Raw genomic sequence first — 15,175 nt, 5'->3', positions numbered from 1 at the left:
CAGAAGGGCGTCTACTTCGTGGCGCCCCGGGTGAAGCCGTTGTAGATGAACCGCTGGAGGAACAGGAAGACGACCAGCGTCGGGACGATGACGAGGATCGCTCCCGCCGAGATCGTCTCCCAGTGGGCTCCGAACGGGCCCTTGAAGCGGAACAGCGACGTCGAGATCACGCCAAGATCTTCGGAGGGCATGTAGAGGAAAGGGATGTAGAAGTCGTTGTAGACGGTGATCCCCTTCACGATCACGACCGTCGCGATCGCCGGTTTCAGCAGGGGGAAGATGACCTTGCGGTAGACGGTGAAGGCGTTGGCGCCGTCGAGGCGGGCCGATTCGTCCAGGGAGACCGGGATCGAGCGGACGAACTGCAGGAAGATGTAGATCGAGACGATGTCGGTGCCCATGTAGAGGGCGATCGGCGCCCAGAGGCTGTCGAACATGCCGAAGCTGTTGACGATCTGGAAGGTTGCCACCTGGGTGGTCACGCCGGGAACCAGCGCGGCGATCAGGAACAGGGCCAGGACCCAGGCGCGGAAACGGAACCGGAAGCGGTCGATGGCGTAGGCCGTCATCGAGCCGATCAGGACCGTGCCGCCGATGGCGACGACCAGAATGACGGCCGTGTTGCCGAAGGCCGGGAGCATCCGGCCGTCCTGGAACGCCGTCACGTAGTTGTCGAGGTGGAACGGGTCGTCCGGCAGCGCGAGCGCGCCGCTGCCGTCCGCCATCTCCTTCTCCGACTTCAGGGACGTCAGGAACACCGCGGCGAGCGGGAGCAGGACCAGCGCGGTCGCCGCGATCAGCGACAGGTACACGAGGACGCGGCTCACCGCGCGGCGGGTCATACGAGGTCCACCTTGTCGTCGGGGGCGAGGCGGCGCTGCACCCAGGTCACCGCCAGGACGATCAGCAGCAGCACGACCGCGGCCGCCGAGGCGAGTCCCGTCTTGTTGAACTGGAACGCCAGCTTCACGGTCTGGATGACGAACGTCTCGGTGCCGGTCGCGCCGCCGGTCATGATGTAGGGGATCTCGAAGACCGAGAGCGAACCGGAGATCGAGAGGATCACCGTCAGGCTCAGGACCGGTTTGATGCCGGGCGCGATGATGTGGCGGAACTGGTGCCAGCGGTTCGCACCGTCCAGTTCGGCCGCCTCGTACAGCTCTCCGGGGATCGACTGGATCGCGCCGAGGAAGAGCACGAAGTTCAGGCCCAGGTAGCGCCAGACGGAGACGGCGGCCAGGGAGGTGTTCGCCGACGCCGGGGTGCCGAGCCACGCGCGGTCCGTCTCCACGCCGAACAGACTCAGCACCGAGTCGAGGGTGCCGCCGTCCTGGAAGAAGTAGAGGAAGACGAAGCCGATCGCGACCCCGTTGATCAGGTACGGGAAGAACAGCACGCCCTTGAAGAAGTTCCGGAAGCGGACGTTGAAGCTGAGGACAGTGGCGAAGTAGAGCGCCGCCACGATCTGGATCACGGACGCCACCAGGTAGTAGCCGCTGACCCAGAAGACCTCGAACAGCTCGGGGCGGGTGAAGAGTTCGGTGTAGTTCCCGGCACCCGTCCAGCGCAGTTCGGGGCTCACCCCGTCCCAGTCGGTGAAGCTGTACGCGACCATGTTGGCGATCGGCGCGTAGGTGAAGACGATCAGGAGTGTGAGCGGGGCGAGCAGGAAGAGCCAGGGGGTGGCCCCGCGCCACAGGCGTGCCGGGCGCGGGGCGGGGACCGGTGTGGGGGCGGTGGCGGGGGCCGCCCCGGCTGCCTCGACGGCGGCCGTCTCGGTGGTGCCCGTCATCAGGACCCCAGCGACTTCTGGGTCTCGGTCCACTTCTCACCGAGGCCGTCCAGGTAGTCGTCCGGGTCGCCCTTCCTGGCGCCGCGGGCCATGTCGACGAGTTCCTTGCGGTAGTCGGGCTTGCTGATGCCGACTTCGGACCGGTTCTCGATGGTCTTCAGCTCGGCGCCCTTGCTGTCGTCGAGGTCGAGGAGTTCGACGCCCGCCTCCTCGTACGGCTTCAGCATGTCGGGCAGCGGGGCGTCCTTGAGCGGGGACAGCGCCAGGTTGTCCCGCGCGTAGCCGGACTTGTCGGTGAACCAGTCGATCCAGGCGCGGGCGGCCTCCTTGTGCTCGGAGTGGATGTTGACGGCCTGGTTGTAGTCGGGCGACGTCACCGCGCAGAACGTGCCGTCCTTCTGGGCAGGGAAGGGCATGAACCCGATGTCGTCCGGGTCGGTGCCGGCCTGCTTCGCCGCGCCCTGCATCTGGATGACCGCCCAGGAGCCGAGCCACATGGTGGCGATCTCGCCCTTGGCCAGCTTGGGCTTGGACGCCTCCCAGTTGGTGGTCGTCGGGTCCTTCTCGGCGAGCCCCTCGTGCACGATGTCGTACAGCAGGCCGTCCGCCACCCGCAGTTCGCCGCCCTCGGCCCAGGGGTTGCCCTCGGCCCACCTGGTGGTGGCCTGCTCGTCGCAGCTGACCGAGCCCCTGACGCCCGTCCACTGGCTGAGCGGCCAGCCGTCCTTGAAGTTGGTGTAGTAGGGGATCGCGTCGGTCTTCGACTTGACGGCCTTGAGGCCGGCGAGGAACTCGTCCGGTGTCGTGGGCCAGTCGGTGATCCCGGCCTGCCTCCACACCTTCTTGTTGTAGATGAACCCGGGAACCGCGCCGAGCGGGCTCTGGCCGTAGACCTTGCCGCCGACAGCCGTGTAGTCGGTGAAGCGGTACTTCTCTCCCCGCTCCTCCTTGCTGCCCAGGGAGGCGAAGAACCTGGGGTAGTCCTTCTTCTCGATCACCGCGGGGATCATGAGGACGTCGCCGTAGTTCTCCGTGTTCATACGGATCTTGACTTCGCCCTCGTAGTCGGTGATGCCGTCGAACTCGACCTTCACCTTCGGATACGTCTTGTTGAACTCGGCGGCGTACTTCTTCATCGTCCCGTCCTGCACGAGGTCGGTCCGGTGGGTGAGGACGGTGATGGTCCCGTCGACCTTGGAGGGATCGTCGGGCGCCTCGGCGTCGGCGCCCTGGGCGGCGCCTCCTGAGCCGGTACAGCCGGAGGCCAGCAGGGCCGCGCCCACGGCGAGGGCGAGAAGGGTACGGCGGTTCATGTGCGTCAGCTCCGTTCGCGGAGGGGAACTCGGGACGGACGAGCACGTGCGGTATGGCTGGTTCGGAACTCTGGCAGCGTGTACTCAACCGGTAAAGTCCCAATCCCGCCAACGATGCGAAACCGTCACACGACTCTTCACTGGACCGGTTAAGGGAGTGCGCATGCTGGAGGCGACACCGCTCGGCGAGGGATGGATCCTGCGACACGACTCGGACACGCTGCCCGCCGCCGTGCCGGGGTGCGTGCACACCGACCTGATGGCCGCCGGGGTTATTCCGGACCCGTTCCTCGGCCTGGGCGAGACCGAGGTGGCGTGGGTGGGGCGCCGGGACTGGACGTACGAACGGGAGATCGGCGACTCGGAGGGGCAGGAGCAGACCGACCTGGTCTTCGACGGGCTCGACACCGTCGCCGAGATCTCCCTGGACGGGCGGCTGCTGGGGAAGGTGCGCAACATGCACCGCTCGTACCGGTTCGACGTGACGGGCCTGTCGGGGCGGCTGTCCGTGCGGTTCGTCTCCGCCTACGCCGAGGCCGAGGCCGTGCGGGGGCGGGTCGGCGAGCGGCCCGCCGCCTACGCCGAGCCCTACCCGTACCTGCGCAAGATGGCCTGCTCCTTCGGCTGGGACTGGGGGCCGACCCTGGTGACGGCCGGGATCTGGCGGCCGGTGCGCCTGGAGCACTGGTCGACGGCGCGGATCGCGCGGGTCCGCCCGCTGGTCACCGTCGAGGAGGGCACGGGCGTCGTCGAGCTGGTGGTGGACGTCGAGCGGACCCGGGTCGAGGCGCCGCTGGCGGTGGAGGCGACCGTCGCGGGGGTGCGGGCGCGGGCCGAGATCGCGGGGTCCGGCGGGGCCGTACGGCTGCGGGTGCCGCACGCGCGGCTGTGGTGGCCGCGAGGTTACGGCGAACAGCCGCTCTATGACCTGGAGTTGAAGCTGCTGTACGGCGAGGAGGCGCTGGACGTGTGGCGGCGGCGGATCGGCTTCCGGACCGTGGAGCTGGACCGGCGGCCCGACGCGCACGGCACCGGCTTCACCCTCGTCGTCAACGGCGAGCGGCTCTTCGCGCGGGGCGTCAACTGGATCCCCGACGACGTCTTCCCGTCCCGGATCACCCGCGAGCGCTACCGGGAGCGGCTGGAGCAGGCGGCCGGCGCGGGCGTGGACCTCGTGCGGATCTGGGGCGGCGGGATCTACGAGAGCGAGGACTTCTACGACGCCTGCGACGAACTGGGGCTGCTGGTCTGGCAGGACTTCCCGTTCGCGTGCGCGGCCTACCCGGAGGAGCAGCCGCTGCGCGGTGAGGTGGAGGCCGAGGCGCGGGAGAACGTCGTACGGCTGATGCCGCACCCGTCGCTCGTGCTGTGGAACGGCAACAACGAGAACCTGTGGGGCTTCCGGGACTGGGAGTGGGAGCCGCGGCTGGCCGGGGACTCCTGGGGCGAGGGCTACTACCTGGGTGTACTGCCGCGTGTGGTGGCCGAGTTGGACCCGACCCGGCCGTACACCGCGGGCAGCCCCTGGTCCGGGTCCTGGGAGCACCACCCGAACGACCCGGCGCACGGCACCCACCACTCGTGGGAGGTGTGGAACCGGCAGGACTACGCGGACTACCGGCTGAGCGTGCCACGGTTCGTCGCCGAGTTCGGCTGGCAGGCGCCGCCCGCGTACAGCACGCTGCGCCGGGCGCTGCCCGGGGAGGAGCTCGCACCGGACTCCCCCGGCGTGCTGCACCACCAGAAGGCGGACGACGGCAACGGCAAGCTGGAGCGGGGGCTCGCACGGCATTTCGCCGTGCCGGACGGGGACTTCGACCGCTGGCACTACCTCATGCAGCTCAATCAGGCGCGGGCGGTCGCGGCCGGGATCGAGCACTGGCGCTCCCACTGGCCGGTGTGCGCGGGCACGGTCGTCTGGCAGCTCAACGACTGCTGGCCGGTGACCTCCTGGGCGGCCATCGACGGGGACGGCCGTGAGAAGCCGCTCTACCACGAGCTGAAGCGGCTGTACGCGGACCGGTTGCCGACGTTCCAGATGTGGGACGGCGAGCTGGTGCTGGCCGCCTGCAACCAGGGACCGGCCCAGTGGCGGGGCACGCTGACCCTGCGGCGGATGTCCGTCGAGGGCGAGGTGCTGGGCCGGAAGGAGGTGGACCTGGCGGCCGGGAGGCGGGCCGTGACCCGTGTCGGCGTGCCGCGGGAGCTGGTGCCCGCGGGGCCCGGGGAGTTCCTGGTCGCGGACGTGTGGGGGTCCCCCCGCTCGAGCGAAGCCGAGCGTGGGGGAGGGCTGCGGGCCCTGCACTTCCCGGCGCCCGACCGTGAGGTGCCCTACCCCGTGCCGGAGTTCGACGTCGGGCTCGCGCCGGGCGGCATCACGGTGACCGCCCGCACCCTGGTCCGGGACCTGCTCCTCCAGGCCGACCGGCTCGACCCGGGGGCGCGGGCCGACCGGGGACTGGTCACGCTGCTGCCGGGTGAAGAGGTGACCATCGGGGTGCGCGGCTGGAAGACTCCGGACGCCAAGACCGCCCGTTCGGCCCTGTACTGCGTGGAGCCCACCCGATGACGGCAACGCCGACCCCTCGCGTCACCATCAAGGACGTCGCCGCGCGCGCCGGTGTGTCCAAGGGCGCGGTGTCCCTCGCCTTCAACCACAAGCCGGGCCTGTCGGAGGCCACCCGGGACCGGATCTTCCTCGCGGCACGGGAACTGGGCTGGTCACCGAGCCTCACGGCGCGGACGCTGGCCGGGTCGCGGGTGGACGTGGTCGGTCTCGCCGTGTGCCGGCCGGCGCGGGTCCTCGGCCTTGAGCCCTTTTACATGGAGTTCGTCTCGGGCGTGCAGAGCGTGCTGACCGAGCACTCCAGCTCGCTGCTGCTGCGGCTCGTACGGAACATGGACGAGGAGGTGGGCGTCCAGGAGACGTGGTGGCGGGGGCGGCAGATCGGCGGGTCGATCCTCGTCGACTTCCGGGCGGACGATCCGCGGGTGGCCATGACGGAGCGGCTCGGGATGCCGGTGGTCGCCGTCGGGCACCCCTCGCTGACCGGGGGGCTCACCACGGTGTGGACGGACGACGCCACGGCCGTGACGGAGGCGGTGCGGTATCTGGCCGCGCTGGGGCACCGGCGGATCGCCCGGGTGGGCGGGGCGGCGGACCTCGGGCACACGGCGATCCGGACGGCGGCGTTCGACGAGGCGGCGGGGGCACTGGCGCCGGCCGGGGCCCGGCAGGTGGCGACGGACTTCTCGGGGGACGCGGGGGCCCGGGCGACGCGGTCGCTGCTGTCCGCGGCGCCGGCCGACCGTCCGACCGCGATCGTGTACGACAACGACATCATGGCGGTGGCGGGTCTTTCGGTGGCGGCGGAGATGGGGCTGCGGGTGCCGGAGGACGTGTCGCTGCTGGCCTGGGACGACTCGCAGCTGTGCCGGCTGACGCATCCGACGCTGTCGGCCATGAGCCATGATGTGCACGGGTTTGGAGCGGAGGCGGCCCGGACGTTGTTCTCGGTGATCACGCAGGGTGAGGGGGCAGTCGAGTCCCACCCTGTGCCTACACCGGTGCTGACGCCTCGGGGGTCCACCGCACCGCCTCGGTGAGCGCCGTGCGGGTGCGGGGCCGCTGCCCTCTCAGGTATCCCCGTCGACCGCGTACGTCTGCGTCCCGGCCCTGAGGTTGGCCTGGGCCTTGCGGTATGCGCGGCGGCCGGGCACCTCGGCCGTCGCGTTCTGTTCGTCGCGCCGCGCGGTCAGGGTCGCCAGAGCCTGCCGGGCCTCATCCAGGGTCCACTGGTCCAGGTCGATCTCGCGGTGCTGCCGGGCGGCGGTCTGGATCTCCAGGAAGGCGTTCGCCGATGCCGAGGCCTGGGCGGTCCGCTGGGGCGCGTTGACCGTGGTGAGGACCGCGCCAAGACCGGAGGAGATCAAAGCGAGAATGCCGGCCGCGATCCGTCCCGTGGACTCGACCAGAGCCGTGGTTCCGGCGATGGCGGCGAGCAGGGTGGCCGGGACGCCGAAAAGGAAGTGCACGGCGCGCCAGCGTTTGGTCTCCTCGAACTGGCATTGCGCGCTGTACATGGCGCTCTCTTCGATCCGCCTGAACTCGGCCCCGATGGCTCGGCGCCGCCGGGCGTCGCTGTCGAGACCGGCCGGGTCCTCGGTGTCCACGGGCCCACCGTACCGGCGCACCGTAGGTTGAGGGGCCGGATCCCCCTTCGCCGTCAGACGAGTTGGCGCTATCCATGGCGTGACGTGTAGGCGGCGAGGGCGGCGTGGGCCGGGTGCCGCGGTGCCAGGTCGTCGATCATGTGGTGCCACTCGGACAGCGTGATGTGTTCGTTGGCGTGCAGTGACGCCTCCAAGTCCTCCGGAGAGACGCGGTCGACGAAGCGCAGGGGCATGGGCGGTGCTTCGAGGTCGACCTCGAAGGTGTGGTCGGGCGCAGGCACGGCGATGAAGCCGTGCAGCGCACCCGCCGAGGGGTGGAGCAGGATCCAGTACCGGGTGCCCTGCCCGGCGGAGGGAGTCCCGGCGTGCAGGGCGGGTCTGACGGTCACCGGCTGGAAGAGCGGGCCGTCGACAGCGCGTCGCCGGGGCGGGGCGGGATGGTCCTCAATCTCCATCTCGACCTCCAGCAGGCGGTTGCCGGTCATGGTGAGGACCACGGCCACCGGCCACTCTTCGAGGAACTCGCTGCGGCCGGAACGCCGTTCGCCGGATGAAGCCCGCAGGACGAAATCGGAGTCGAGGAGTCGCCGCATCGATGGCACGGGGCGGATCCCGGTCAGTCGAGCGGCTGCCAGGCGCGCGGCGCGGTACAGGGCCCGGTCCACCTCGGCGAATGCGTCGGCGAGGCCCGCGAGGGCGTCTCGGGTGGCACTGGGCAAGCGCTGGGTCTCCACGGCCAGGAGGCCGCTTAGCAGGTTGGCGGCTTCCCGGCCGAACCAGGCACCCGACCGCTCGGTTCGCAGTCCGGCTTCGAGGACCTGCAAGGGCCCGGCCAGGGACGACGCGGCCGGAGTGAACCAGTGGCGTAGTTCCCCGTCGGGCGGCGGGGCGGGCGAGGCAGGCGGGGTGCCGGTATCGGCGTGCAGCAGGGCGGTGGCCGAGCGTGCCGCGGCGTCGACATGCTCCCAGGGCAGGCAGTGGAAGAGCGCCGGTGGTGCGTCGGTCTCGCGGGCAAGCCGGTGCAGGAGGAAGTAGCGCAGTGCGAGGTCCTCGTCGCGGAGCCGGGCTACGGTCCGCGGATCGGCAGCGGGCTCGGCCCAGTCTTCCTCCAGTTGCGTGATCAGTTCGGCACCGGTCTCCGAAACGGCGATGGGCACGCCGAAGTCGTCGAGTTCGACGACTTCCGTGCCGTCGGACGCGCGCAGTGCCAGGGCACGGCAGTGCTCGCCGGCCCGCTCCACGACCAGGCTGGTCCGCGTCCATGGCTGGGCACGGAAGCGGGGCATCGTGCGGGCGTCGGTGCGCTCGTCCCCGTCGTTGATGCGGCCGAGGACGGCGGGCCGCCCCGGCGGAGCGGCACGGACGCCGACGATCCACTCACTGAGGGGCCGGTGCGGGGGCAGGGAGGCCTCCTCGGGGTGCGGAGTCGTCATGAGCCGGCCCGCTCACAGCGCGTGAGGATCTCGGAGGCGACGGTCCCGAACCGGCGGACCGTCTCCCGCACGTCGGGCGCCCATGGGTCGGGGACACACTGGGCTCGCAGACTCCGCAGGCGGTCCCACGTCTGCTCGCCCCGCCGGTCGAGCTGGGCGGGCAGATCGGGAGGCAGCGCCCGGGCCCAGGTGCGCAGCGGCTCGTCGTCCAGTTCCCGGTCGTGCCAGCGCAGCAGGAACTTCAGGCCCCGCAGTAGCACTTCGGCGCGCACGAGCGGATCCGCCGAGGCGGTGGCGGGGACCAGGCGGACTCGGCCGCCGACGCCGGTGAGATCGTCGAGCCCGTCTCCGGACGGGTCGACGACCAGGTTCCGTGCGGGGTCGTAGAGCAGCGTGTTGACGGTGAGGTCGCGCTGCCGGCTGTCCTGAAGCAGGTCGGTGCCAGTGGCGGGGAAGGACGCGCCGTCCAGGCCGAGACCGAGGCCCCGGTAGTCGAGGCTCGGTCCGCCGGTGCGGACGAGGGGGTCGAGGACGGTGCAGACGAGGGTGTCGGGGCTGAACCGCTGTGGATGTTCCGCGCAGGTGCCGTCGAGGTCGAGCACCTGACGGGCGGCCTCGGTGAAGGCCCCGGCGGGGGCGGTCCCGGTGATGTCCAAGTCCTCGATGCCGTCGGGTGCGGCTCCTGACAGCAGGTCGCGGGGGGCGCCTCCGCTCAGCCAGGTGTGGTGGCCCGCCCCGGCCAGGTGCTCGATCAGGTCGGCCGTGAAGGGGGCTGTGCGAGGGCCGTGCAGCAGGCCTTGGAAGCGGTCGGTCAGACCGGGCTGCAGATCATCCGGGTGGTGGGTGCGGGCATGGCGGATCTGCTCGTCCGGCTGCCGACCGGTGCGGACCAGGCTCGGCTGATATGCGGGGTCGGTGCTCCGCCGTGGCGGGCGATCGGCGAACTCATCGCCGGCCAGCATCAGTTGATCGTCGTCTGCAGTGGGCGCCGACGACGCAGTACAGGTGAAGCCGAGCACCCGCCGGCCTTCGACGGTGTCACCGCTGAGGATGGGCGCCGCACCGCTTGTGGCCTGCGCCTGGTGGGGGACGACGGATGCCGTGGCGGGAGGCTTCACCCCGCGGCCAGTCCTGTCCATCGTGCGGTTCCCTTCTCGAGGTGCAGGGTGAGCGGTACGGATACGGCGTCAGAGGCGGTGTAGGAGGAGCCGCCGTACTCCATGCCGGGGGCCAATCCGGGTTTCAGACGCAGGGCGGCGGCGTCGTGGAGATGCTGCGGGGTGCAGCTGATGTCCTTGCCCGGCTCGTCCACACACGTGGTCAGGCCCGGATAGAGCAGATCACCGCCGGGTTGCCGCATGGGATGGGTGCGGATGGCCCGCAGGACGTGCCGCGGACCGTCGTCGGAGCGGATCCAGTCGTGCTCTCCGGCGCTGCACGGGTCGCAGAGGTCGACGAGCCGGTCGCTGTCGCCGCGTGCCGCCGCGTTTGCGATGTCCCGGGCCAGTTGCCGCATCGCGGCGGGCAGCCGGGCGCCGTGGTCGTCGACGGCGGCCACCCCTGCCGCCGGTTGCGCCGCCGCGGATCGGGGAGGGCGAGCTGCGGCGCTCTCCGCGGGGGTGAGCGCGAACAGAGACACGCCCTTTCCCAGAACGAGTTCGCGGCCGTCGGTGCTGAGGGTCAGGGTGCCGGTGGTCGGGTCGGCGGTATCGGCGATGTCGCCTTTCGGATACACCGGGTCCTTGAGACGTACGACCCGGCCCTCGGCTCCGAACGCGATGCCCAGCATGCCGCCGCCGAGGTACGTCCACCGCCCGTCGCGCAAATGGTAGGAGGCGGTCCGTTCGGGAGCCATGACCTGACAGGTGCTCAGGGCGCTGTAGGTGAGGGTGAGGCCGTCGCCCGCCCAGGCGAGGTGGGTAACCATGCGCGGCTGCTCCACCAGGGCATGGCGGAACGCGGCGTCGTCGGGGAGCCGCTTGCGGGCGCCCATGCCCGGGGTGCCGGGGTGGGTCTGGACCGTCTGGACGGACCAGCAGGCACCGCTCGACTCCAGGTCGGCCCAGGTGACGGCCTCGCCGCCGGGCTGCCGGTGGGCCTCGGCGAAGGACGTCGTGCCCTTGTCGGGCAGCAGCGGCCGGACCTTGCCCTCACGGTCGGCCACGACGAGGGTGCCCTCTCCGCGGTGAATGTCTTCTCCCTCGGGCAGGAGCGAGAACAGGGTGACGTCGTCGGCTCCCCCGGTCGCGAGCTGAGAGTACGGGGGCAGACGTTTGTCGAGGGCGATACGCCGTGCCTTGCCGCTCGGCGGGAACAGCAGGAGGGACCTGCCGTCGTTCGCGAGGCTGACGGCGTCCTCGCCCAGGAAGCCGAGCCCGGCGCAGGGGCAGGGGCGGGAGGCCAGCTGTCCGCTGCGCACGTCCAGCAGATGGATCTGTCCCGTCTGGCCCACACCTCCAGGGTCGATCCAGGCGAGGCGGCCGGCGTCGGGCGACCAGAGGAGCTCGGACGGCAGTCGCTCGGTGTCGAAGGAGGACGTCGCCGTGCTGGGTGGCAGGTCGGCGGCCTTCCAGATGCGGCCTGCAGCGTCCGTCATCATCACGGCTTCGCGCCCGGGCTGGAGGAACGCCGCGACGGGATGCTGCCGGTCGGGCTTTCCGGTGGGCGTGGTCGCGGGGCGGGACTTCGGCGCAGCGGGTTCGTCACCGGCGGAGGTGCACGCGGTGGCGGCCAGGACCGTGGCAAGGAACACGGGCAGCAGGCCAGGGAGGCGGGGTCCGGTTCGGCGCATGAGACGGCTCACTTCCTCTCGGGGCAGAGGTCGATGTGGTCGTGGCGTTCGCCGATGTGGGTTCGCCATTCCTCGGTGGTCAGGTCGGCCCCACCGGTCCAGCGGCAGATCTGGTCCTGCCAGTCGATGCCGTCGACGCGCCACAGGCTCACGGGCCCGGCCGCCTCGTCGTCGTCGCTCGGGCGAGTCGCGCCCGCGAGGAAGTCGCCGTCCGGCGACCAGGTGAGGCGGGTGATCTGCCGGCTGCCGGAACTGTGCAGGGCGGGAAGGGCCTGCAGGCCGGTGGTGGTGTCATGGACGAGCACCTCGTCGCCCGCCGCGATGGCGATGTGCCCGCCGTCGGGTGACAGGGCCAGCGCCCTGGGCGGATCGGTCGTCGCCGGCAGGACGAGGGGCTCGCCGGTCTCCTTCAGGCCGGCATCCCGGTAGCGCACGGTGTTGTCGCCGCCGAGCACGGCGATGTGGGAACCGTCGTGACTCCAGGCGATGCGCTCGGCGCCGGGTGCGGCTGCCGCCCGCGTGGCCCCGGTCGTCAGGTCGGCGAGGACGATGCGGGCGTCTTCCCCCGCCGGGTCTTCCAGGACGAGAGCCTTGCGGCCGTGCACGGCGAGACCGGAGCCCTGCCCGGCCTGGAGGGTGTTCACGAGCTTCCAGCTCCTGGTGGACCACACGGCCAGGGGTCCGGAGGCGTGCCGGGCGACGAGCAGGTCCTCGCCTGGAACGAAGGCGACCGCGGTCAGGGCCCGTTCAGTACTGTCGACGGCGCGGTCGAGAGCCGGAGCCCGCAGGGTCCGGGGAACGGTGCCCTCCTTGCTCCATACACCGACGACCGACTGGCCGTCGTGCCGGCCGACGGCTGCGACGAGCTTTCCTCTGACGGTGGCGTCACGGATGTCGAAGCTCTCCGACGAGTACTCCGCGACGGGTTCGTACGACTGCGTCGCCGGATTGAGCGAGATCTCGGGGACCGTGTCCGGGTCGATGGTGAACACGCCGTCGGAGCCGTCGAAAGTGCCCTCCGTGAGGACCAGCAGCCCGTCCGGGCCGAAGGACGCGACGGCCGACTCCGGGGCGGGGTCGACGCTGAGAGGGCCGGGCCGCCGGTCGAGTACGTTCACGCGTCCTCCGCGTCCGGCGGCCACCACGGTGAAGAGTTCCCCGACGGCGGCGGTGACGGCGGGTCCGCCGCGCGGCTCCTCGAGGTCTCGGCTGCCGACCGCCTGGTCACCGGTGCCCACGGGAATGAGAGCCGTGCCGTTGTCCCCGGCGATGACCACACTGCTCGACCGCTCGGCCATGGCGCGGGGCGGGTAGGCGAGTCCGCCGACGGGAAAGGCGAGTTGCCGTCGTTGGCGCCGGTCCCAGGCCTGGACCCCCTGTGCGGTCGCGAGGAACACCTCGGCGTCGGTGGCGGTGATCTGGAACGCCTCGCCCTGGATGTCATCGCGCTGGATCTCGGTGGTGACCTTGTGGCTGTCCAGTCCGACCGCGAAGACGTCATCGGATTCGACGAGCAGCAACGCCCTTTCCTCCTCCGGCAGTTCACCGTTCCCGGCAGGGTTCGTGCCGGGCGCGACCGCGGCGTCGAGCACGCTGCCGGGTTCCATGGGGACGGGCCGGCCGTCCACCTTCCGGTCCCCCGGCCGCCGGCAGGAAACCTCCTCCAGCGTCGTGGTGTCGTACTGGGCGACGACCCCGTCGTCCCGCACCTCCACCAGTCGCACGCCTTCGCCCGCGAACGCGGTTGCGACGGGCTTGGTGTCCTTCCTCCCGCACGAGGGGATGTCGAGCCTTCCCATGAGCCGGGGAACGGGCTCCAGCACCGAGTAGACCGACACGGCCTTGTCGTCCCGGCCGGCGAGCAGACCGCTTCCCTCGTGGAACACGAGGTCGGTGACGGCGCCCTCGGCCCTGCCGAGTTCCTCACCGGTCAGCAGGTCCCAGGTCTTGACGTACGGGTCGTCCCCCGAGGTGTGGACGCGGCCCCGCTTGTCGTCGACGGCGATGCCGTTCACCGCTGCCGGGCTCGCCCTCCAGGACATCCGGACCCCGGAGTTCGCCTCCAGCACGTCGCGCATGGCCTGGACGGCGCGTGGCGTGTCCGGCTCGATGGTGTAGGCGGCCAGACCGAGCAGGCCGGCGAGCCTCGGATCGGTGCCCCGTTGCAGCATCGCCTCGGCCGCCAGGTCGGACGCCAGCGCCTTGCGGGCTTCCGCCTCGCCAGACTCTCTGATCGCTCTGATCACGGACACGCTGATCAGCAGGAGGACGATCAGCACGGCCACCACGGTGACACTCCACCGCTTCACCACCGGGAGGTCCCACATGCGGGCCCCGCGCGCCGCCTCCTGGACGGTCGCGGCGTACAGGAGCCCACCCACGATGCCGCCCGCAAGGGCTCGCCCGGCGTCGGCCCGGTCCGCGGCGGGCACGACGACGTTGGTGCCCGCCCCGGCGGCCTTCAGCTTGGCCTCGTACCCGCCCACGGAGGCCAGTGTCCCGGGCCGGTCGGGGTCGAGAGCTCCGACCAGCGCCGTCCGCGGATTGACCCTGCGCAGAGCGGGCGGCCGTAAGCGACGACCGGCCCGTGCGGCCTCACCCAGCAGCACCGCGAAGGCGCAGCCGAGCGATGTGTCCTCCACCATGCCCACCACGCCGTCGGCATCGGTCAGGGACCAGAGCGCCGTACTCCTGAGGTCCTGGCCCGCGCCGTCCCAAGCCGCCCGCAGCGACTGCCGGAATCCCTCGTCGCCGCGGAAACCCGACATGATGCGGGGGTCGGGCAGCAGCCCGGGCGGCCCCTCCGGCAGCACTGCGACGGCAAGGGTCCCCCGCACACCGCCGCGTCCGTCGTCGAACAGGACGGTTGCCGTGGCCACCGTACGGGCCTCGGGGAGGGCGCCGTCGAGGGCGAGCAGCCAGGTCAGCGCGGGCAGGGCCAGGTCCCGGTCGGCCTCGGGCACGGTGTCCGTCAGGCGGCGGATCCGGGTGGCGTGACCGGCGTCGGTCGCGGCCCCGAGGGCGAGCGCCGCGGCGTGCTCGCAGCCCACGTGGGCGTGGTTGCCGCGCAGCCACAGCAGTCCTGAGGCCATCTCGCCGGCGCTCTGTCCGGCGTCGCCGACGAGCGCCAGGCCCATGGCCGCGGCGGCCCGGAGCGACTGCGCCGCGGCCGGCTCCTCCTTCAGATAGGGCGCGTGCCCGACCAGGGATCGGACGCTTGACGCCGCGGCCGCCCTCGGCGTCAGCAGCCGGTGCAGAGGCCGGTCCTCGTCCCGCAGTACGCGCAGGGTGGCGACGTCCTCAGCGGCCACGCGCTCCCGGATATAGGCGAACACGGGCTGACCGGGTGACAGCAGGCTGCGTCTGATCTCTTCACGCTCCCTGAGCGGGGGCATCGCGCCCAACAGAGCTGCGATGTCCACCGCGGGAGCAGGCTGGTCACCCACCGCTCGTCTGGCTCCCCCCGACTCGACCCGGCGCAGGCGCCGTGTTGGCCCAGTCACTCAGTGTGGCAGGAGAGAGGCCCTGGCATCAGGTGAACCGTGAGATCACTCCCGCGCCCGGCGTACGACCGATCGGGGGCTCGCCAAGCCACGGAGGTGTGACCTTCGCCGCTCCGCCTGTCAGGGGTGTGCAGCTACGTTACCCATAAGTAGCATGGGCCTGAGCGCGC

General features: G+C 71.3%; 10 protein-coding genes. 2 read left to right on the top strand and 8 right to left on the bottom strand.

Going from position 1 to position 15,175, the window contains the following annotated elements:
• Positions 1-11: 11 nt before the first annotated feature.
• Genes GTY56_RS27720 through GTY56_RS27710 form a run of 3 tightly spaced genes read right to left on the bottom strand, consistent with a single transcriptional unit; the run spans position 12 to position 3,105 of the window.
• Entirely contained in the window at positions 12-842 is an 831-nt protein-coding gene (locus tag GTY56_RS27720) for a carbohydrate ABC transporter permease (RefSeq protein WP_161368039.1), read from the bottom strand.
• Positions 839-1,792 (bottom strand): carbohydrate ABC transporter permease, encoded by a 954-nt coding sequence (locus tag GTY56_RS27715; protein WP_161368038.1) that lies wholly within the window; start codon positions 1,790-1,792, stop codon positions 839-841. Before GTY56_RS27715 ends, GTY56_RS27720 begins: the two co-directional genes overlap by 4 nt.
• Positions 1,792-3,105, bottom strand: coding sequence for an ABC transporter substrate-binding protein (locus GTY56_RS27710; protein ID WP_161368037.1), 1,314 nt, complete (start codon positions 3,103-3,105; stop codon positions 1,792-1,794). The genes GTY56_RS27715 and GTY56_RS27710 overlap by 1 nt, the downstream gene beginning before the upstream one ends.
• 163 nt (positions 3,106-3,268) lie before the next feature.
• On the opposite strand from GTY56_RS27710, the gene GTY56_RS27705 reads away from it, so the two are divergent.
• Together GTY56_RS27705 and GTY56_RS27700 are read left to right on the top strand one after the other, a co-directional pair.
• Positions 3,269-5,674 carry a glycoside hydrolase family 2 protein gene (locus tag GTY56_RS27705; protein ID WP_161368036.1) on the top strand — a complete coding sequence of 802 codons (2,406 nt, stop codon included), beginning with the start codon at positions 3,269-3,271 and terminating at the stop codon, positions 5,672-5,674.
• On the top strand, positions 5,671-6,711 hold the full coding sequence (locus GTY56_RS27700; protein WP_161368035.1) for a LacI family DNA-binding transcriptional regulator: 1,041 nt from the start codon (positions 5,671-5,673) through the stop codon (positions 6,709-6,711). The genes GTY56_RS27705 and GTY56_RS27700 overlap by 4 nt, the downstream gene beginning before the upstream one ends.
• A gap of 30 nt (positions 6,712-6,741) precedes the next feature.
• On the opposite strand, the gene GTY56_RS27695 is transcribed toward GTY56_RS27700, so the two are convergent.
• The 5 genes from GTY56_RS27695 to GTY56_RS27675 all read right to left on the bottom strand — a co-directional run bounded on the left by GTY56_RS27695 (position 6,742) and on the right by GTY56_RS27675 (position 14,924).
• Positions 6,742-7,278 carry an SLATT domain-containing protein gene (locus GTY56_RS27695; RefSeq protein WP_346345602.1) on the bottom strand — a complete coding sequence of 179 codons (537 nt, stop codon included), beginning with the start codon at positions 7,276-7,278 and terminating at the stop codon, positions 6,742-6,744.
• A 68-nt stretch (positions 7,279-7,346) separates the two neighbouring features.
• Positions 7,347-8,711: a hypothetical protein gene (locus tag GTY56_RS27690; protein ID WP_161368034.1), complete on the bottom strand. Its 1,365-nt coding sequence runs from the start codon at positions 8,709-8,711 to the stop codon at positions 7,347-7,349.
• On the bottom strand, positions 8,708-9,850 hold the full coding sequence (locus tag GTY56_RS27685; protein ID WP_161368033.1) for a nucleotidyltransferase family protein: 1,143 nt from the start codon (positions 9,848-9,850) through the stop codon (positions 8,708-8,710). The genes GTY56_RS27690 and GTY56_RS27685 overlap by 4 nt, the downstream gene beginning before the upstream one ends.
• Positions 9,826-11,502 carry a hypothetical protein gene (locus GTY56_RS27680; protein ID WP_161368032.1) on the bottom strand — a complete coding sequence of 559 codons (1,677 nt, stop codon included), beginning with the start codon at positions 11,500-11,502 and terminating at the stop codon, positions 9,826-9,828. The genes GTY56_RS27685 and GTY56_RS27680 overlap by 25 nt, the downstream gene beginning before the upstream one ends.
• Before the next feature lie 8 nt (positions 11,503-11,510).
• Complete coding sequence (locus GTY56_RS27675; RefSeq protein WP_161368031.1) at positions 11,511-14,924, bottom strand: WD40 repeat domain-containing protein; 3,414 nt, start codon at positions 14,922-14,924, stop codon at positions 11,511-11,513.
• Positions 14,925-15,175 lie beyond the last annotated feature (251 nt).

Source organism: Streptomyces sp. SID5643 (assembly GCF_009872555.1).
Taxonomy (GTDB): Bacteria; Actinomycetota; Actinomycetes; order Streptomycetales; family Streptomycetaceae; genus Streptomyces; species Streptomyces iakyrus.
The sequence above is the reverse complement of the archived record's forward strand: the minus strand, read 5'-3'. Positions and strand labels throughout refer to the sequence as shown.

Coding starts and splice junctions, on each gene's coding strand:
- GTY56_RS27720 (WP_161368039.1), bottom strand. CDS start 842: ATGACCCGCCGCGCGGTGAGCCGCGTCCTCGTGTACCTGTCGCTGATC.
- GTY56_RS27715 (WP_161368038.1), bottom strand. CDS start 1,792: ATGACGGGCACCACCGAGACGGCCGCCGTCGAGGCAGCCGGGGCGGCC.
- GTY56_RS27710 (WP_161368037.1), bottom strand. CDS start 3,105: ATGAACCGCCGTACCCTTCTCGCCCTCGCCGTGGGCGCGGCCCTGCTG.
- GTY56_RS27705 (WP_161368036.1), top strand. CDS start 3,269: ATGCTGGAGGCGACACCGCTCGGCGAGGGATGGATCCTGCGACACGAC.
- GTY56_RS27700 (WP_161368035.1), top strand. CDS start 5,671: ATGACGGCAACGCCGACCCCTCGCGTCACCATCAAGGACGTCGCCGCG.
- GTY56_RS27690 (WP_161368034.1), bottom strand. CDS start 8,711: ATGACGACTCCGCACCCCGAGGAGGCCTCCCTGCCCCCGCACCGGCCC.
- GTY56_RS27685 (WP_161368033.1), bottom strand. CDS start 9,850: ATGGACAGGACTGGCCGCGGGGTGAAGCCTCCCGCCACGGCATCCGTC.
- GTY56_RS27680 (WP_161368032.1), bottom strand. CDS start 11,502: ATGCGCCGAACCGGACCCCGCCTCCCTGGCCTGCTGCCCGTGTTCCTT.